General features: G+C 33.4%; 9 protein-coding genes. All 9 read left to right on the top strand.

Features of this window, described 5'->3' with window-relative positions:
• The first annotated feature begins 39 nt into the window (after positions 1-39).
• Positions 40-525 carry a hypothetical protein gene (locus ATO12_RS00065; RefSeq protein ID WP_131248739.1) on the top strand — a complete coding sequence of 162 codons (486 nt, stop codon included), beginning with the start codon at positions 40-42 and terminating at the stop codon, positions 523-525.
• A gap of 393 nt (positions 526-918) precedes the next feature.
• The gene (locus ATO12_RS00070) at positions 919-5,658 is read left to right on the top strand and encodes a hypothetical protein (protein WP_034237507.1); all 4,740 of its coding nucleotides are present in this window, start codon (positions 919-921) and stop codon (positions 5,656-5,658) included.
• Entirely contained in the window at positions 5,658-7,739 is a 2,082-nt protein-coding gene (locus ATO12_RS00075; RefSeq protein WP_051575500.1) for a fibronectin type III domain-containing protein, read from the top strand. Before ATO12_RS00070 ends, ATO12_RS00075 begins: the two co-directional genes overlap by 1 nt.
• Before the next feature lie 3 nt (positions 7,740-7,742).
• A complete protein-coding gene (locus ATO12_RS00080; RefSeq protein WP_034237509.1) occupies positions 7,743-11,150 on the top strand; it encodes a T9SS type A sorting domain-containing protein in 3,408 nt (1,135 codons plus the stop codon).
• A gap of 43 nt (positions 11,151-11,193) precedes the next feature.
• Positions 11,194-12,537 carry a PKD domain-containing protein gene (locus tag ATO12_RS00085; protein WP_034237511.1) on the top strand — a complete coding sequence of 448 codons (1,344 nt, stop codon included), beginning with the start codon at positions 11,194-11,196 and terminating at the stop codon, positions 12,535-12,537.
• 43 nt (positions 12,538-12,580) lie between these two features.
• Complete coding sequence (locus ATO12_RS00090) at positions 12,581-18,337, top strand: hypothetical protein (RefSeq protein WP_131248740.1); 5,757 nt, start codon at positions 12,581-12,583, stop codon at positions 18,335-18,337.
• Complete coding sequence (locus ATO12_RS00095; RefSeq protein WP_034237515.1) at positions 18,334-18,822, top strand: hypothetical protein; 489 nt, start codon at positions 18,334-18,336, stop codon at positions 18,820-18,822. The genes ATO12_RS00090 and ATO12_RS00095 overlap by 4 nt, the downstream gene beginning before the upstream one ends.
• A 243-nt stretch (positions 18,823-19,065) precedes the next feature.
• Positions 19,066-21,456 (top strand): hypothetical protein, encoded by a 2,391-nt coding sequence (locus tag ATO12_RS00100; protein WP_051575501.1) that lies wholly within the window; start codon positions 19,066-19,068, stop codon positions 21,454-21,456.
• Between the two features lie 149 nt (positions 21,457-21,605).
• A complete protein-coding gene (locus tag ATO12_RS00105; protein WP_034237516.1) occupies positions 21,606-22,070 on the top strand; it encodes a DUF3291 domain-containing protein in 465 nt (154 codons plus the stop codon).
• Positions 22,071-22,102 lie beyond the last annotated feature (32 nt).

Consider the following 22,102-nt stretch of genomic DNA (forward strand, 5'->3'; position numbering starts at 1 on the left):
AACATTAATTTAACTATATATTGTCTTAAAACTAGAATTATGAAAACCCCTATTTTATCCATTTTCCTTTGTATGATACTTTTATCTGCAGTTTCTTGCAAAAAAGATCCTAAAACAGATAACACCTTAGACCCTGTAGAAATCCCTAGAGGTGATACCTCTAATTTTATTGAAGAAACTGAAAAAGAAAAAAAACCTGTAGTTAAAAAGAAGAAAAAAACAACTAAAGATAAAAAGACTACAAAAGATGATAATACATTACACATACCAGGAACTTTTGATACTACAGATAACTCGTATTCAAAAAAGTATATAAAAGATTATGAGCGATATGTGGCAAACTATAAGAAAGCTGTAGAAGCAAATGATATGGATTCATTTCTTAAATTAAGTGATGCAAGTAATGATCTTAGTAAGCAATATAACCGTCTTATGAGTATACTTCCAGGAGAAGAAATACAAAAACTCAGCGAATATATGGAAGTTAAATCAGAACAACTTGCAGAATTATCTTCTAAAATGTAACTTCTTAGATTCGGTGTTTTCAAAAAGAGAATGCATAATCACCCATTTCTCTTTTGATTCATAATATGATCTATTTAAAATACTAAAATTGCTAGGTGTATTGAATTTTGTTTAATTCTTTACACCTAACTTTTATAAGCGATTTTGATATTCAATTTTAACAATATTCTTTTATGTTGTGTGTTTTTAATTTAATTCCTCAAAAACAACTAATACACTAAATAATGTGCTTTTTTTCACTGAATTCAGTGAATTTTTTTGTTATCGATATGTATATATTTGTGCCGAATGTTAACCATTTAAAGCTTTTATATACAATATAGGTAATGGTATTGTTTTGGTTTTTAAGGTTTTAAGTGTGTAATTATTGTATCACCACTTTTTGTTATTTTTATGAAAATAAAAGTATTTCTAATCTTATCTTGGATAGTCCCCACACTACTATATCCATTTAGTAATGGAAAAGATTCACTTACTGTTAAAACAGATAAAAGAGAAAAAGTAGTAACAGAAAATACAGCAATTTCTAAGTTTGTTAAATTCCCCGAACTAGATAAAGAATTCCCTCTAAAAAATACGATAGACATCGCTTATGCTCCAGAATTTACATTTAGTAATATCAAGAAAGAATATAATGCTCCGGGAGAATTAGTTAATCAAGGGAAAGAAGATGCTAAAGTGGGTTTTGAAGAAATAGATAAAGAAGGGAAATGGGTGACATCATTTAGTAATGAAGATATACAAACATTACCAGTCGGAGTAAAATATATAGCAAATGAAGTTGAATATCAACTTGGTTTTACTAAGGCAAGGTTTAATAAGGAATACACAGAACTTACTGTTTTTGTTAGGGTTATTCTTCCTCAGACAGACGAAAAAGGAGATCCTATAGAGATTTTTTTTGGTGCTAATAATGTAAAGCTTTCACATCAGGGAGGATTAATGGGAGATGCGAATTTAGTATTGCTAGGAGATGTGTTTATACCTTTTAATGGTGGTAATTGGTTGCTTTCATTAAAAGGAGGCTTTGATTTTAAAACAGGAGATACACAAAATAAAACGTTTGTAACGATTAATTGTGATGGCGTAAAAGAAATGAGATTAGATGGAGAAGTCCAGTTTTCTCGTAATATGTTACTTCCGGTAGATGATAAAGGAAAACTTTTAGAAGAAACCAGGCCTTATACTGGTGCCGATAATAAAATTAGACAAATCCCTAATAGAGTACGTGGAAATTTTAAAGCAGTAGCATCAAATTGGAATGATCTGATTGTAGAAATTGGAATTACACCATTTGTTCTAACAAATCAAAAGGACAAGTTTATGTTTTCGCTTAACAAAGCCATATTCGATTTTAGTGATTTAAGGACAGAAAATGTTACTTTTCCAAAGCATTATTACGAAAAAGGGCTTCTATTACCTAGCGAAGAGGCATGGAGAGGAGTATTTGTAGAGTCACTAGAAGTAGTACTTCCGAAAGAATTTAAAACAAAGGAAAGCATTTCTAAAAACGATAGAGTTCGTTTTGAAGCTGCTAACCTATTAATCGATAGTTACGGGGTTTCTGGTCAATTTGCTGCAGAAAACATAATCCCTTTAGAATCAGGAAGAACATCAGAGTCTAAGGCATGGGCTTTCTCTGTTGATAAGATTGGTGTTGAGCTGGCTTCGAATAGATTAATAGGAGCAGATTTTAGCGGTCGTATCGTACTTCCTATTTCTGATAAAGGAAAAGAGCAGAATAGTGATGAGAAAATGGGATTGGGATATAAAGGAATTATATCAGAAGAAGAATATGGTCTTGTCGTTTCTACTATAGATACGCTACAATTTGATGTATTTCAAGCCAAAGCAGAACTATTACCCAATTCTGCTGTAGAATTAAAAGTCGAAGATGGTTCTTTTTTACCTAAAGCTATTCTTAATGGAAGAATGGCTATTTCTGCAAGCCAAAAAGAATCATTGGCTAATGAAGGAAATAAAATTGATGAAGATAATACCGTTCAATTTAAAGGAATCGAATTTCAAAATTTAGTACTTCAGACCACTTCACCAATTATAAAAGTAGATTATTTTGGATATAAAGATGAAGTGAAGCTAAGTAGTTTTCCTGTATCGATAGCCGATATTGCTTTTACTTCAAATGAGTATGAGGCGGGAATTGAATTTGATTTAAAGGTAAACCTGATGGGAAAAGGATTTGCTGCCGATGCTCGTTTAGGAATTTTCGGAAAGCTTGAAGAAGAAGAGTATAAGCAAAGATGGAAATACGACAGGTTAGACATTTCTGAAATTCATCTTGTAGCAGATATGGGAGCTATACAATTAGAAGGTTCTTTACTGTTAATGGATAATGATCCGGTGTATGGGGATGGTTTTTCTGCTGATATCACAGGCACGTTTGGTAGTTTTGGGCCGCTAAGTTGTAAAGCAATTTTTGGGAAAAGTGAATTTAGATATTGGTATGTTGATGCCGCAATAAAAGGTCTGAAAATACAAGCAGGTCCGTTTCAAATAAATGGTTTTGCTGGAGGAGCTTTCTATAGAATGAGTAGGAGGCCAGATGCAGGACCTGATTTTTCTCCTTCTGGACTTTCTTATGTTCCGGATAAATCTACAAGGTTGGGAGTAAAAGCAGCTGTATTTGCCGCAATCGGAGATGAAAGTGCCATTGCAGTAAGTGCCGGTTTTGAAATAGAATTTAATAAAAGTGGAGGTGTAAATCGACTTGGATTTTATGGAGAAGCACAGGCTATGAAAGCATTTAGTTTTGAAAATCCTGTAGCAAAACTTTCTGAAAAACTTAGCGGAATGGTAAATAATGAAATGGTAAATGGCATTATGGATACCAAAGCCGGCAAAACATTCATGGATAAAGCTACAGAAGAATATCCCGAAGAAATTGTAGGAGAAGCAGCAATTAGTGCAAAATTGGCAATGGAACTTGATTTTGTGAATAAATCGTTTCATGCTACACTAGATTTATATATTAATGTAGGTAGTGTCATTGTAGGAAGAGCATCCAGAGGTCGTGCCGGATGGGGAGTGGTACATATATCTCCAGACGAATGGTATGTTCATATGGGAACACCAACAGATAGATTAGGTTTAAAAATGGGGATCGGCCCTATTTCTATGGAAACAGGAGGATATTTTATGACCGGAGATCGAATACCTGGTAGCCCACCACCACCACCCGAGGTGGCCCAGATACTTGGAGTAGAGGCAGAAGTTTTAGACTATATGCGAGACGAAAATGCATTAGGAGACGGTAGAGGTTTTGCTTTCGGAAGTGATTTTAAACTTGATACCGGAGATTTACGATTTCTTATTTTTTATGCACGTTTTCAGGCTGGTCTGGGGTTTGATATTATGCTGAAAGATTATGGAGATGCTCGTTGTGTAAATACAGGTGATGAAGTCGGAATTAACGGATGGTATGCTAACGGACAGGCATATGCATATTTGCAAGGAGAACTTGGGATCCGTATTAAACTGTTTTTTATAAAGAAAAAGATTCCGATTATAAAAGGAGGAACTGCAATATTAATGCAGGCCAAAGGACCAAATCCGTTTTGGATGCGTGGATATGCAGGAGGGTATTTTGATTTATTAGGAGGGCTGGTAAAAGGAAGTTATCGATTTAAAATCACCTTAGGTAAAGAATGTGAGTTTGAAGATGCTGCCCCATTAGGAGGTATAAAAATGATTACAGATCTTACTCCTAAAGATGGAGATAATGATGTCGATGTTTTTGCAGCTCCACAAGCAACATTTGCAATGAAAGTAAATCAACCTATTGTAATTCCTGAAGATGATGGTGATAAAACATACAAAGTTATTCTGGAAAGATTTACCGTTGTAGATGAAGCCGAAAAAGAAATTATAGGAGAATTAGAATGGGGGTATATGAATGATAGAGCAACATTTATCTCTGATGATATTTTGCCTCCGGCAACTAAATTAAAAGCTACTGTAGAAGTAAGCTTTCAGGAAAAAATAGATGGCGTCTTTCAAACTATTTTAGAAGATGGTCAGAAAGTGATTGAGATTGAAGAGAGAAATTTCACAACAGGTACAGCTCCAGATCATATTCCTTTACATAATATACAATATTCTTACCCCGTAGTAGACCAACAATTATTCTATTCTGGAGAGTATAATACAGGGTATATACAATTACAACGAGGGCAAGATTATCTCTTTGATAACACACAATGGCAAAGTATAGTAAAATATATAGATGATAACGGAAAAATACAAGAATCTGCTTTCAACTATAATAATTCGGGGAATAAAGTAAGCTATATTATACCAAAAACTAATAAAGAGACGAAGTATTTAATGACTATAGTAAGTACTACCAAATCTTCAAAAGATTCAAATCAAGATAAAACTACTACAGAGACCAAAGATTTGGGTGAAAGTAATACACTAGAAATTCGAAAAAATAATGCTCAAAATGTAATAAAAGAAGGTGAAATAGAAAGGCTTAGTTACGAATTTAAGTCAAGTGAGTATAAAACCTTTGCTGCAAAAGTGAAAAATATAAGTGTTACAGATAATGATTGGGGTAAAATTACTTCTGATGTAGTGTATTTAACGTCTAAGATAAAAAATCATGAAGGTTTTGATATTGTAGAGCTTAGAGGTAATAAGTATTCAGAAAAAAAATCTTTGGTAGTAGTGGAATCTACATTAAAAGATGATTATTTAATAGAAGATATAGATCCTATATTATATAGATATTATGGAATACATAATAAGTATACGATTAGTAGAGATCCTTCGATTTTAGGGTTTATACCCAAAAGAGCTTTACCAATTAGTTCAAATTACCTTACTAGCCTAGAGCACGGGGTAGATCTAAGCTGGAGAGCGATTAATTTCCCGTATCGATATAATTTACCAGAAGTATATAAAGTTGATTATTTAGATATAAGAAATAAGGTAATGAATGATTATGTAGATGGAGTTATTCCTGTTAATGATCCTGCACTGCAAATATTAGATAGCGAATATCTATTTATGAGATATGGAAATTATAATGTAAAACTTACTTATATGCTTCCGGGCGGAATAACAGGAAGTAGTGCACATTATAAATTTAAAAACCCAATGAAAATACGTTAATGAAAAGGTTTTTATACATAGTAATCTTTTTTGGAATAACCAGTTTGAGTTATGGTCAGAGAAATGAGGATGCTTCTCAAAATGAAGTTCAAATTATTGCCAGATTTCAAAAGAATAAAGTTTTATTACGATGGGCTCCAACTACAGCAGGAGTATGGTTAAAAGGTAATACATATGGATATGTTTTAGAGAGGTTTACAGTTAAAAAACAAGGTAAACTTTTATCACCACCATACGACAGAGTTGTTCTAAAAGACTCTATTCGCCCCAAACCAATAGAAGATTGGAAAGATATAGTTCTTAAAAATGACTATGCAGCTATCATTGCTCAAGCAATATATGGCGAAGGTTTTCAGGTAGAAGACATGCAGGAGGGAGGAGTAGCTCAGATCATTAATAAATCTGCAGAGATAGAACAGCGATATTCATTTTCGTTATATGCTGCCGATATGAATTTTGAAGGCGCTCAAATGGCAGCTTTAGGATATGTTGATGAGGCAATAACCCCAGGAGAAGAATATTTATATCGTATAAAAAGTAGAATTCCCAAAACAAAAAATAGTAGAGAAATATCAAGCTCTGTTATTGTTAATACAGTACACTCAGAGCCTTTACCATCCCCAATAGATCTTATTGCGGTTCCTGATGATAAAAGTATTTTATTAACCTGGGAGTATGAGATGTTTAAGAGTGTTTTTACTTCTTATTTTGTAGAGCGCTCAGAAAATGGTTCAGATTTTAATAGACTTGGAGATATACCTTTGGTTAATCTTAATGATAAACCCGATCATCCTGCAAAACGAATGTTTTATGTAGATACCATTTCACAAAATAATAAAAGATATCATTACCGGGTTATTGGGATATCACCATTTGGAGAAGAAAGTCCGGCATCCAAAATTGTTTCGGCTATGGGAATTAAAAAATTAGCCGCAACTCCACATATTTTAAGGCATGAGTTTGATGCTGAAGGAAATATAGTTTTAACATGGGATTTTTTAAAAGAAGCAGAACATGAGATTACAAGTTTTGAATTGAATTGGGCAGCTCAGGAAGCTGGCCCGTATAAAGCAGTATTATCTAATATTAGTCCAAGCGCCCGTAAAACTACATTCAAACAACCAGAACCTTCAAATTATTTTAAGATTACAGCACATGGTCAAAATAACCAAAAAAGCACTTCATTAAGTGCATTTGTTCAAACTATAGATAGTATTCCTCCATCGGCACCTATTGGATTGGTAGGTACAGTAGATAGTTTGGGAGTAGTACAAATAAAGTGGCTGGCAAATACAGAAAAGGATATGTTGGGGTATCGCATATTTAGGGGAAACCTGAAAAATGAAGAAGTAACCCAAATAACAATTTCTCCTATAGAAAGTACATCGTTTCAGGATACAGTTCAGGTAAAGTCGCTAAATAAAAAGGTATATTATCAGGTTGTAGCTGTAGATCAACGTTTTAATATGTCTGAGTATTCAGAAAAACTTACCTTAAAAAAACCTGATGTTGTCCCTCCATCTTCCCCAGTATTCCAAGAATATAAAGTAATGGATAAAGGAGTATTTGTAAAATGGATCAATAGTTCTAGTGATGATGTTAGCCATCACCAATTATATCGCCAAAATACAAAGGAAGCCGATAAAGGATGGCAGTTATTATTTGAGACAGATACCATAAACTCATATACCGATACAAAGTTAGAATCCAATCAAAAATATCGATATGCTATTTTCGCTCAAGATGATAGTGGGTTAGTATCGGCACCTTCTGTACCGATTACTGTTATTGTTAAGAATGTTGATTTAGATAAAGTAATTAAAGGGTTTTCGGGAACGGTAGATAGGGTAAGTAAGAAAATTAGCTTGTCATGGCGCGTAACCACCCAAGAAGTACAGGAAGTATTGATTTATAAATCAAAAGAGAACGAGACACCAGTATTGTGGAAGCAACTTTTGTCATCAAAAACAAATTTGGTAGACACTAATATTTCTCCTAACAATACGTATGTATATCATATAAAACCTTTCCTAAAAGCAGGAGGCTATGCTTCTATGGAAACAATTAAAATAAAATATTAAGAGATGAAAAAGATAGCTTATTTATTTTTTATGACCTTTTTCTTATTATTAGGAACCTCGGGTATAGCTCAGAGTTATGAACTTACAATAGGGGGGTACGTAGGTGATGGTAGCCCCGGAACAAGTTGTGGTTCTGGTTCTAAAGGATTGCAATATATAGAAGCAACATATCAAAACGGGACGATAACAAGAATTTTTGAGCCAGGAGTGTATGAGAATAAGCCTCTTGTAATGACTCCGGTTATATTTAATGAGAGTAATAAAATTGTACACCTACGTTTTCATACCAATAGAAGAAAAAGAAAATTTGGTGACTGTAAGTCTAAACGAAGAAATGGAGATATAGATATTACAGGGTGTTATTATAGAGATTATAACTTTAGTGAGTTTTTACCAACCCCATCTGCTGTACCAGGAAATGCTATCATAAATGTAAGGCCTATTATTACATTAAATACTTCTGCGGTCTCTGATATTATAGGATATGAAGATTCGTTTGAAGTAACTGCAACCGCTGGATTTAATACCGGAGTTTATAAATGGCAATACCAATTATCTTCTGGAGCTGTTAACCCAAATGGTACATGGCAAAATATTCCATTACCAGCAACACCTAATGTATTTAGAGCTATACCTCAGGATTTTTTACCAAAATCAGCAATAGGACAGAATATCTATTTTAGGATTTTACCTTGTGTAGATAAACCATCAGAGAATATTATTAGTTTTAGATTACGAAGATCTGCACCTCATATTGTTTCTCCTCCTACAACTACAGATGTTAGTTGTTATGATAGTATCGATGGCGAAGTAAGAGTAACTTTTGACAGAGCATTAGAACCTGGAGATAATTTTGGGATATCTGTAAGTGATATGTCAAGACCAATAGGAACAGATCCAGACGGTAATATAATTTATGCTGCCGTAAAATCGTATTCTAATATTTCGTTTGATGGATCTAATAGTTATACTTTAACCGGGCTTCCACCTAGTACAGCCGGTTTTAAATTAGATATGATAGGAGGGTATAACGGGTTTGTGTATTATACAGGAGATGCAAGTCATACCGCTGTTGTAAATATAGGGAAACCTACTCCGGTTTCTTTTCAGGTTACAGAAATCATAGATGTATGGTGTAATGATGGAGATACTGATTCAAATAATAATAATGATGGAGAAATACATCTAAGTGCAGCGGGAGGCGGTCCTGGTGATTATGAATTTGTTATTAAAGAAGCCGGAATATCAACATTAACATGGCTTCCTTTTACAAATGCTAGTACCCATGTTATAACAGGATTAAAACCGGTTACTTATGAAGTACAGGTACGTAAAAAGGTGAGAGGAGGAAGTGTGTACTGTGTCGCTCGAGAACAAATAAATGTAGCAGGAGAAATTAAATTAGGAGACGAGATCGTAGAGTCTGAAATCATAGAAGAACCAGATGAACCATTACAAGTAGAATTATTAGAATATAAAGAACCAACAGCTTATGGCTTTTTAGATGGGTTTTTTAAAGTTCGAATTTTTGGAGGAACTGCCTTAAATGATGATAGTTATACTTTTGAATGGAAAGATGATACCGGAAATGTATTAACTACTACCGCAACTAGTGTATTACCTGGAAATCAGGGATATGAGGTAATATTACATTCGATAGGCGAAGGAGTCTATAATTTAAGTGCAAGGGATGCCAACTATAATGATGCCACTTACAAAGATGGATGCTTCTTTACCAATATTGAATATAATCTGGAACAACCCGAACCACTCGAAGTAACCATAGAAATTTATAATCCTATTTCGTGTAATATTGATAATGAATACAGTGATGGTATTGATTTTAATACTCCATTGGGAATTCCAGATCAATTTCAGGATGGAGCATTAGTTGTACATGCAAAAGGAGGTGTGAAATTTGATAATACTATTGCCGATCCTGGAGAATGTAGAGCTAATTTTATGCCGTATTGTTATCGTTGGAAAAAAAATATAGGAGGAGTTTGGCAAAATATAGCAGTTAATGATAGTATCATAGAGAATCAAAGCGTAGGTATGTATGCTCTAAATGTAGAAGATAAAAATGGTATTGTATTAGGAACTTATGAAGCATATACCGATGTAGATGGTACTCGACAATATCGGTTAGTTCAGGCAATTGATAGTACAAAATATTTACCACAACCCGATAAACTTGGAATTTCTTTTACCAATACAGTTGTCACTTGCGCTAACGGAAATGATGCAGAAGCAACAACTTTTGTTGTTGGAGGAACACCACCATATACATATGAGTGGAGTAATGGAGAAACTACTCAAACCATATCTAATCTTATTGCAGGAACATATTTGGTTTTTGTTACTGATGCTAAAGGCTGTCAAATAGAAGGAAGTGTAAAGATAGAACAGCCTGGCGGACTTGAAATAACTCCCGTATCAGTAATATCACCAACATGTTTTGAAGGTAATGATGGGCAAATCGAAGTTGAAATTAAAGGTGGAAATCCACCGTATAATTATACCTGGAGCACTGGTAGTACTTCTACATTTATTAATGGATTGTCTTCTGGAACATATAGAATAGAAGTAACAGATGCTAAAGGATGTAAAGCATTTTATGAAGAAAAGCTAGTAGATCCCGATCCTATTATAGTGAATATCGAAGAAAAACGCTCACTTTGTAAGGACCAATCGCTTATCATTGATATTGCAATCAATGACCTGGGAGCATCCTACTCATGGTTTAGTGAAAATGGATTTACAAGTTCAGAAAGTACTGTAGAGATTACAGAGGCAGGAAGATATGTTGCTACGATTACCAGTAGCCTGGGATGTGTGGGAATAGGAGCTATAGAAGTAGAGGTTTTTGATACTCCAATAGATTCTGATTTCTTAATTACAACACAAGCATATACTGATGAGGAAGTGATATTAGTTAATGTAAGTGAACCTATAGGTGAAACTGTAGAATGGACAATTCCTGAAGGAGTAGAAGTTGTTTTAGAAAGTAAAGAAAAATTAATACTCAAGTTTGAGAAAGAAGGTCCATACGATATTAATTTAAGATCGTATCAAATGGATTGTTATCAGGACTTCACAAAAACTATTTTGGTTCAGCCAGCTATAGAAGCTCCAGAGCAGTTTACTTCTCCGGGAGAATTTATAGAAGAATTTATTGTCTATCCTAACCCTAACGGAGGCTCTTTTAAAACAAAGATCAGTTTGGCAGAAGAATCTAATATCACATTAAAAATAGTAAACCTGATGTCGGGTGCTACAATGCACGAACGTGTAGAAAAAAATAATCTTGATTTCTTACTAGACTATTCTCTTACACTACCCACAGGAGTGTATTTGATGCTATTAGAAACTCCTAAGGGGTCAGAAACCCGTAAACTAGTGTTTGAGTAAGTCTTTTTTAGTATAAAGAGTCTTTTTGATATGTTTTTATAATATGAATAGAATAATATATATACTAGCTATACTTTGCCTTTTCGGTTGCGCCAAAGAAGAGGCAATACCTGTCATTGCTGATTTCGAATTTGAAGTTTTTAATGATGATTTTTCAATTCCGGTTCAGGTTGTTTTTTTTAATAGAACAAAAGGAGGAGAAGATTATGAGTGGACTTTTGAAGGAGGAGTACCTTCTAGATCGGTAAATCGAAATCCGGGAGTCATACAGTATGATGCAAAAGGAGTATATACTATTGAGCTTACAGCAACCAATCAGGATGGATCCCAAGGTACAAAAACCTTAGAAATACAAATTGATGATCCAGTGATTGTGGATTTTGAAATTACAAATCTGGTGGATAATTTCTCTCCTGCCAGTTATACAATACAAAATAATTCTTCTGGAGCAGATAGTTTTTCCTGGACTTTTGAAGGAGGGATCCCAGCAACATCTACAAATCAGAATCCCGGTGAAATTGTGTTCGCAGAACCCGGAGATCATGTAATTAGATTAGAAATTAGCAATGGACGAGAAACATACGATTTACAAAAAACAATTACTGTTGCTCCATTTCTGATATCAGATTTTGAGTATCAGATAGCTTTTGATGATGATGATTTTCAGATACCAGCTCGTGTACAATTTCAAAACAATTCAATTAGTGCTACCTCATACCAATGGAATTTTGAAGGAGCCGGTACTTCAACTTCTACAGAAGAAAATCCAAAAATAACATTTACAAAAGAAGGAATCCAAACTATCAGTTTAACGGCCTTTAACGGAAAAGAAACAAAGACCATCAGCAAACAGATTGAATTTTTTAAAAACACAAATCTTAGAGAATTAAATGATATTAAGTTTGGGATTAATACAGCCCATACAGGAAATACAAGAGGTAGTTTTTATACCATAGCAAAACGTATACTATTTACAGCTAATGAGATAACACCAGGTGTTGAACAAGATATTGATTTAGTTTTCTTTGGTTTGAGCAATACTTTTAGTCGTAATAGGTTTGTGAGCCCTGATCAATTATCAGGAACCACTTTTGATGAATTGCAAAGCCCCAAAAACACCATTTTTATTAATTCGCAAGAACTGTGCAATTGCCCTGCTTCATTAACACCAACGCAGTTTGATACCATGCGGGATGATACATTGTTAGATAACTTAGTGATAACAGAAACTCCCGGGGGATTACAGGATTTTGATAATACAATGGTACCAAGAATTGTTCTTTTTCAAACCAAAGAAGGTAAGAAAGGAGCGATTAAGATTAAGAGCTTTGTAGACGAAGGACAGGATTCTTATATCCTGGTAGATATTAAAGTTCAAAAAGAGTAATTAAATGAGTATAAGTATGATATATAGGATAAAGAATTCAGCTATGCTTAAAAAACACGCATATTATATTTTATTAGTAGTGTTCCTGTTTTCTTATGTATTGAAGGCGCAGGTTTTTCCGGTAAATGTTACCCCTCAAATAATACCTCCGTATAGTTTAAAATTATCCGAGTACAATACAGCTTCATCAGATAAGCTAATCCTTAATTTATTACTAACCGATATTACAGAATCTAATAGACAAGTACGTTTAAAATTCTTTGTAGAAAATAATGCAGGTTTGTCTATCCAAAGTAATGATGTAGTGATTGGAGCTAATCCGATTTTTCTTGACGGTGGAGTACCACTACGATTAACGAATATAGATTTACAACCTTATTTTGCACTTCAGAATTTAAGAGGAATTAATCCCCAGCAATATAGTGTGCCTTTACCAGAAGGTTTATATCGTTTTTGTTTCGAAGTGTATGATGCACAATCTGGGCAGCAGATTTCTCGTAAAAGCTGTGCTACGGTTTATTTAGTTCTTAATGATCCTCCATTTTTAAATATACCCAATAGAGGAGAACAAGTATTAATGAGAGAACCTCAAAATATTATTTTTCAATGGACTCCGCGCCACCTTAATGCAACGAATGTAGAATATGAGTTTACATTAGCAGAGATATGGGATAATCAAATGGATCCACAAGCTGCATTTTTAGCTAGTCGCCCATTATATCAAACCAATACTTTTGCTACTACTTTGTTATATGGTCCTGCAGAAACTTCTTTACTACCCGATAAAACTTATGGATGGAGAGTACGGGCTATGGTAAGCGACGGGATTAGTGAAACATCGGTGTTTAAAAATGATGGGTATAGTGAAATCTATTACTTTACTTATACCGGTAAATGTGTAGAGCCAGAATATATATTGGCCGAAGCCAAAAATACAACTAGCGAAAAAATCTTTTGGCAGGGAGTAGATCATCTGCGATATAACGTACAATACCGTAAGAAGGATGCAGAAAACTCAATTTGGTTTGAAGGTGGTACTCTTAATGAATATACAACTATTTATAACCTGGAACCGGGAACAACTTATGAGTTTAGAGTTGGAGGACAATGCCTGGAAAAAGGTCCATATACCTATTCTCAAATCTATGAGTTTACTACCATACTGGCAAATGACAAAGAATCAACTTATAACTGTGGTATTACACCCGAGATTATTATTACCAATCAGGATCCTTTAGAAAGATTGGTTACAAATGAAGTATTTACAGCAGGAGATTTTCCGGTAACGGTAAAAGAGGTCAAAGGAACTAATGGTTCTTTTTCGGGATGGGGATATATCGTAGTACCTTATCTACAAGATACAAAACTTAAAGTGAGTTTTGATAATATTAGTATTAATACAGATTATCAACTTTTAGAGGGGATTGTAGTTACAGATTATGACGAAAACTGGGGAGATGTTGATTCTGTTAATGATGTGATAGAGGTTTTTGAAGGAGATAATGATCTAGAATCAGTACAGCTCGATTATGATATAACGATTAACGATATTAGAGTAAATGATGATGGTACCATAACCGTTACAGATCCCGTTACAGGAGCTATATCCAAGTATCCTGGTGGAGATGATCTAGTTATTGTTGACAGTAATGGTGATGTATACCATGTTGATGAAGATGGCAATATTAGACAGGGAGAACCCTTGGCAGAAGGAGGTGGTGTCGATTCGGAAAATACACCTGGAGTTGATGAGAACGGAAATGTATCTCAACTTTCTGCAGAAGGAATAAAAGTAGAGTTTATAACTGATAATACGTATAACTATGGTTTTGATGCAATACCAGACGGACAGGAAAAACAATTAGAGAGCTATTACAAGCAAATAAAAGATACAAAAGGGAAAACCTATACGATTGTTAATAAAGCAGTAGGTAATGGAGCTACAGATAAAATAAAAGCAAAAGTAACCATTACCGATAGCAACGTATCTATTAATGATCTCGTTATTAAAACAGCTAATGGTGAAAATGTTAAGTATGAAGTATCCGGAAGTAATGAGATTACGTTAAAACTTAATGGATATTATTCATTTGAGCATGAAAATATCTATGCTACTATACAACCAAAGGATAATAGTAAAAAACAGACTATAGCAGGAGTATTTTCACTATGGCACTTGTCCAAAAAAGAGGTTAATGTAACAATCATACCAGTTGATGGGGTATCATTACCAAGTGCATCAGAACTTACATCAAAAATCAATGCTATCTATGGTAAGGCATCGGTTAATATTAAGCTTACTATTGTTAATGATTTTAAAGTAGATAAATCTCTTTATGGAGGAGATACAGTGCAGATGGGAGATAGTGGTTTCTTTACAAATTATACAGAAGATCAAAGCTCTATTATCAATGCTTATAAATCAAAAGAAACTACTTCTATTACATCATACTACCTTTTTGTTTTTGGAAATACTATACAACCTAGCCGAAGTGACGTTGCTGGTTTTATGCCGATTAAGCGACAATTTGGATTTATATTTAATAGTAACCTTTCCAAAGAAGAGGAAGGTAAAGATAATTTGGCAGGAACAGTCGCTCATGAACTTGGCCATGGTGTTTTTGGATTAGAACATCCATTCACACAGTTAAAAACATCAAAAGGAGCTACAAATTGGCTTATGGATTATGGTAATGGAGTAAAATTATCACATTTGGATTGGGCGCAAATTCATAACCCTGATTTTAAATTATATCCATTTCAGGATGATGAAGAGGGAGAATATACAAATACTGAATTCGGAGAGAAAATATTTCAAATTATAAGATGTGCACATATAAACACTACTGATCCAAATGGCGTTATTTCTTTTGATACATCAGTTTTTGGAAAAACAGGAATTTTCAGTTCAAAATGGAAAGGATCCGATATAAAGATCAAAATTGATAAAGGAAGTTTTGAAGGAAAAGCCGTATATGAACCTGTAGAAATAGGTAAAGATCCAGAAAGTCGTAAGAAAAATGGGCCTTGGCGTTATAGTTTGTTGTATAAAAATGTTGAGATATATATACTAAGGACTAGTACGGGAGCAGATTCTAGAGAATTAGATAGACTACGAGAATATCTGTTTCCTAAAGATAAGTCTCAAATAAGAAATGAAACAAATGAAATTGTAAAGGAAATATTACAAAATAATAAATTAACAAAAGAGCATTTTGAGCAATTAAAAAGTATAGCTAATTGTGGTATACAATATTTTTCTGCTGAGACAAGGTATAGAATTATCTCTAAGATTGTAAGTACATTAGAAGCAAATGAAGATTGGTTAACAGAATATTATGAAGACCTGATACTTGATTTACTTGAAACACCCCCATCCACAGATAAAAGATCTTTTAATAACGAAATCTTACAGTTTTTACTTGATGATTACGTATTGCTAGAAAAGCTTTTTAAACAAACACAAGATGTAAATGCTGCTTGGTTATGGGCCGGAAATGAAAATAATTTCTCTAGACTGCTTAATGTCTTATATAAGTTGTGGAATAATAGTAAATATGAAGACGAAAGTGCATATACATATATCGATTATGTAGCGGATTATTCAACACCTAGAACCTCTCATTTAATCCATTATGATGGGAAATCATGGTTCCCTAATGTAACTTATGACTCTGCTGTATTTAATAAGGAACATTTAATTATTCCTGCAGATATGGGAAGTCGGAAGGGAGCATTAAAATATAAATATTATCAGCCAGTTATGGTAATCTTTGAGAATGGAGATAATTCAAAGGTTACAAAAAAAATACCAGCAATAATTTTTGCAGGAAATGTAAAGAGAGATAACCTGAGGAAAAACCTGGAAAAAGCAGAGCTTGTAATGGATGTTGCGCTAACTGCTAGCGGGATAGGTAATTTAGCTAAAATAAAACATCTTAAAAATGTTGGTAAGATAAGTAGCTTTTTTGAAGGTTTAAAAGGATTGGATGTACTAGTATCTACAGCAAATCTATTAGTTAAATATTCTAAACCTTGCGACTCACCAAAACAACCTCAGACGAAAAAAGAAAAGACATATTGCGATATGTTAGGGATTTTTGGTGATGTATTGGGATTAGGAATTGGATATGGTGATTTGGTGAAAAGAAGTGCTGAATTAAAGAAAGCTGCAGGTAAAGTACATAAAGAAATAAAGGATAATCCTGATTTAATACCAGATGGTTCAGATAGAGAAAAAATTCTTAAAGGATTAAGAAAAATAGCAAAAGAAATTGGTGGTGATGTTAGTTTAGAACAACTTTGGAAAATATATGAAGACCGTAATTTATTTGCTACAATACTTAATAGTTTTGAAAATGTAAAGTTGGGATTATCTACTGTTGAGACTTTATTAAAGTATTCAAAAACTTGTAAGACAGATGAAACTTGTAAGGCTGTACAGTTTTATCTAGGGATTATTCAAAAAGGAATAAAGATAAAAGAGTTAGGTGATAAACTTACAAAAGCACAAGAAACTGAGATTAAGAATGAATCAAAAGTTCTATTAAATAAAATAAAAGATGATCCAAAATTTCTTAAAGATAAACCAGAAAAAAGAAAGAGATTAATTGAAGGACTTGAGGTTACAGAAGGAATTAGAATTCCAACGTTAAAAACTGTTTTATCTGATTTACCCGAGAATAAACATCAAAATATTAAACGACTGTATGACAATGCATCACCAGATAAAAAGGCAAATCTTGAGAAATCATGGGAAATATTAGAACCTTTTAGAAATACTCGTTTTGCAAACGATGGCAAAAATTTAGAGATTCTGGCCAAGATACATAGTCGCTTTGTTTATAATAAAAAAGAATCATTTGAAGGGTTAAAGGCTCTTATGGTAGAAGGATCTACTGCTAATAAACAAAAATTAATTGATGGGCTCGAAGAAGCAGATAAGATATTTGATTCTAAATTAAAGTTACCAATTAAGTTTTCTGGCATTAAAAAAGGAGAAGTAAAAGTAGTCGATAATGAAAATACAGAAATAGCACGTATAGATATAGAAGGAAACCTGATCAAGAAAAAATTTCTGGATGAGGCAGATGGAGCAGAAGTTGCGGGCAAGTATAAAGAGCATGTAATTTTAAGAAAAGGAAAAGAGATTGGGTTTAAGAAAATTGATAATGCGAAATATGACAGATCTACTATTAATTCAATTAATGGATTTTCTGATAATGTAGCTTCAATTGTTAGTAAGCATGGAATAAGTGTAGAAAACTTTAAGAAAATCTATCAGAAAATGAAATATCATCAACTAAAAGAAGATGATAAAGCCATAATAAGTGCTATTAGGAATTCGATACCTATACCAGATGGAAATACAATACTTCAAAAAGTGATCTCCAAATCTGATATAGAAAAATATTTGGACGGAACTTATAATACAGTTGGAGGATTTATTACGGCTGCAAAAGATGCGAAACACCTAAAAACATACGAGGATATCTTCTACGGAATGAGACTTGATTATGATGGTTCAGATTTTAAATTATCTGATGGTAGTTGTGGTATTATTAGATATAAAGTTGAAAACCCGAATTTGACAATACCTCAAGGGGCGGGAATATCATATCCATACACCGGTAACGGGTTTACATCTGGAAATAATGGTAGACTGGGAGTTCCTGAATTAGAATCTCCACGTTATACACCTCAACATGGTGATTCTATGTTTAGATTAATGTCAGACGGTTCTGAGAAGTTAATAGCAAAGTTTGATAAAGATAAAAACAAGTTTGTTCCTGCAGAATGATAATAAGACAAGGAGAATATACAAATTATAACGGGTATGAAATAAGATTTCATGAAGTAAGACATGAAGCTCCAATTCCTTTTACTCATTTCATATTACTCTATGAAAATGAAAAAGAATGCCCAATTGATGAATTTGAGAAAAGTATTCATGGGGGATTTATAAAAATTATCAAAAAAGAGATGTTAAAGAATGCGTTTGGGATTGTAACCAAAGCTCTTTATAGAGGAGCTGTATTTGAAACTTATCATTATTTCGAGGATATAAAAAGTGTGAGTTTAAAAACTTATGATAAAGAAATTGGTGAAAAATTACCATTTGTAAAACTTATAGATTCTAGTGGAATAGCATATTATTCTGGTGAAGTTAAACTCTCAGAAATAGAAAAAATATGGGAAATAAGAACAAAATCGAAATATGATGTGCCAATGCCGTCTGATATAGAAGAGATGAAAATTACTTGGGAACAATATACAGACTCTTAAATAAGATGAAGAGTTATAGAAAAAAAGAGTATTTAATTCATAAAATCTCTAGTGTTTTTAGGTTTGAATTTTTTTACTACGAAGTTAGATTGTTTAAGCCATATTCTGGTTTTTGGCAGATAAATAAAATATAGAGTAGTGTACTTAATAAAGAGAGAAAAATAATCTTATTCATGTTATAAGAGAATTGTGGGGAAATTTTATATAAAATCATTTTTGAGTATACCAACTAAAATAAAGTTTTTGAATAAGCTATTATTAGTGTTTTTGGTATTTCCTTTTTTATCTATTGCACAAACACTGGATTATGAAACGATCACTCAGAGTAAGCCCTTAAAAGTAAGTGGCCAGATTTCTGCCAGTGGTGTGTATTACAATTCGAATCAAAACAATAACCGAGAGCCCTTTACTTATTTTTTGCAAGGAGCCCTTAATATTAATATCTATAGTTTTTCTATTCCGATTTCGTATAGTTTTTCGAATCAGGGGGAGAATTTAGGCTATCAATTGCCGTTTGATTTTAATCGTATTAGTTTACATCCCAAGTATAAATGGATTACGGGCCATATCGGTAATATAAGTATGACCTTTTCTCCTTATACCTTAAGTGGTCATCAGTTTACAGGTGGAGGTATAGATCTTACTCCACCGGGAGCGTTTAAAATCAGTGCTATGAGTGGTCGTTTACTAAAAGCAGTAGAGGATAATGCAGATGCAAGAACGGTTCCTTCTTATACCCGTATGGGCTATGGAGTAAAAACAAGTTTTGAAAAAGAACGATATAAAATAGGCGTTATAGGTTTCTATGCCAAAGATGATCAAAACTCTATTGATTCTATCCCCGAAGCCAAAGGCGTATTACCCCAGGAGAACCTGGTAGTAAGTTTAGAAGGAGAGGTTAAATTAGGTAGAAGTTTTAGTCTTCAGGCCGAATATGCCGCTACGGCAATTACCAAAGATACCAGAGCCGAAGAGGTTGATAATTCGGAGATCTCTCCGATTGCTACTATTTTTAATAATCGGGCATCTACCGAATATTATACAGCAATAAAGACCCGTTTGGGTTATGCTATAGGTAGAGTGAATTTTGGTTTGGGATACGAACGTATTGATCCGGGATATGAAACCCTGGGAGCTTATTATTTTAATAATGATTTCGAAAACATCACCTTAGACGCTTCTAATACCTTTTTTAAGGATAAATTGAGTTTAGCTCTTAATATAGGATATCAAAGAGATGATTTGGATAATTTGAAGGCTAATAATACCAATCGTACAGTGGGCTCCTTAAATGCGACTCTTTCTGTATCCGACCGGTTGAATATTTCTGGTATGTATTCTAATTTTAGCACATTTACCAATATTAAACCTAATCAGTTTGATGAGATTAATGATGCCGATCTATTAGATGAACAGATCGAGGATCTGGATTACAAACAGTTGTCACAGACGGCAACATTAACGATTAATTATGTACTCTCTAGTAAAAAAACTTCACGCCAGAATCTTACAATGAATTATGCCTTAAATGATGTCTCGAATGAGCAGGGAGGAGTGGTAAGACTAGGCGATGCATCTACTTTTCATAATATGAATTTGGGTCATACGATAGATTTTTCAGAAAGGAATCTTAATATAAGTACATCTGTTAATGGTACTTATAATACCATTGGCAGAGAAGAAGCAACAACCTGGGGGCCTACGGTAAGTGTTGGGAAGCGATATTTTAAAAAGACCTTAAATACTCGATTATCAGCAGGATATAATAGTTCTAGTAATGCTACATTTACGACAGGTGTAACGAATCTTCGAGGAGCGGTGACCTATACCTTAAAAGAGCGGCATAATTTTAATCTTAATGCTGTACAGTTGTTTAGGAATGGAGGTAGTACAGGAAGTCTAAGTGAGTTTACAGCTACTTTTAGTTATAATTATGCATTTGGATTAAAGAAGCCTAAAATTAATTTCAATAAGAGACCAAAGAAAGCTAAAAAGCCAAAAGAAGCGAATGATTCTATCAAGATTCATTATAGGAAGTATCGTTATGAAGGACTCCCTATAGATATCACCCCAGAGTTACTAGCACTACCAGATAAAGAAGGTTTTGCCCATCTTATCAAGGATAAACGAGGAAGATTAAGTGATCTAGGAGCACAGCTTGTAGAAACAGAACAGAAAGATAAAAGAGTTTACAAAGAGGTGGCTATCAGTTACCTAAAGGCGATGAATCTTTATTTTGATTTTGCAGCATTTTACAATGAGAAAATATACGAATCTTACTTAAAACTGGTTTATGAAGCACAGGATATTGATCGACAGATACGAGATGAGTTTACGGTGTTAAGTGCAAGAATCAATAGTGCTGAAGAAACAAACCAGGAAGACCTGGATAGGCAGAAAGTATTAGAGAAGCGATATGAATCACATACCGAACTTTTGACATCGTTATTAAAATGGAATTTAAAACCAGAAGATATCGAATATCCAGAAGGGGATATTAAAGTACTAAAACGGCAAAATGCCTCAAAAGTCTTCTCTATGTATCAAAATGATACTCCAGAAAGAGATATTATAAAGTTTATAGAAATACGATTGGCAGATGTATTTCATAAACTATTAAAAGAAGAAAATTAATATATACTACTATTTAGGTTTTATTTTATGGTTTAAAGAAAAAATTCTGTAAAAAGTACAGAAACAACTGTATTCTTTATACACATATATAAATTGCCTATCTCTAATTTTGAATATTAATATTGACAATACAGTAAAAAATTAAAATTATGAGTAAAAAGTACATTGCCGAAATTAATATTGCCAAAATGAAAGCCCCATTAGATTCTCCTTTACTAAAAGAATTCGTAGATTTTCTGGAGCCAATTAATAAACTAGCCGATGAGAGTCCAGGATTTGTGTGGAGATTAAAAGATGATGATGGTAGTTCTGCCGCAAATATAGAATCTCCTTTAGAAGATGATATGATGCTCATTAATATGTCTGTTTGGGAAAATCTTACATCTCTTAAAGATTTTGCCTATGGTACCGTACATAGCTATTTTGTGAGAGATGGTAGAAAATGGTTCGAAAGAATGAAGAGTCCACATATGGTACTATGGTGGGTAGATAGTGATCATATACCAACAATAGAAGAAGCCTTATCTAAATTGAGACATATAGAAGAATATGGACCAACTTCTGATGCATTTAATTTTAAAAAAGTTTTTAATAGTATAGGAGAAGAAATTTGAGTTTATGATATTATGTTTATATTGATGAAAGA

The sequence above is a fragment of the Aquimarina atlantica genome, from assembly GCF_000626715.1.
In the GTDB taxonomy this organism is placed as follows: Bacteria; Bacteroidota; Bacteroidia; order Flavobacteriales; family Flavobacteriaceae; genus Aquimarina; species Aquimarina atlantica.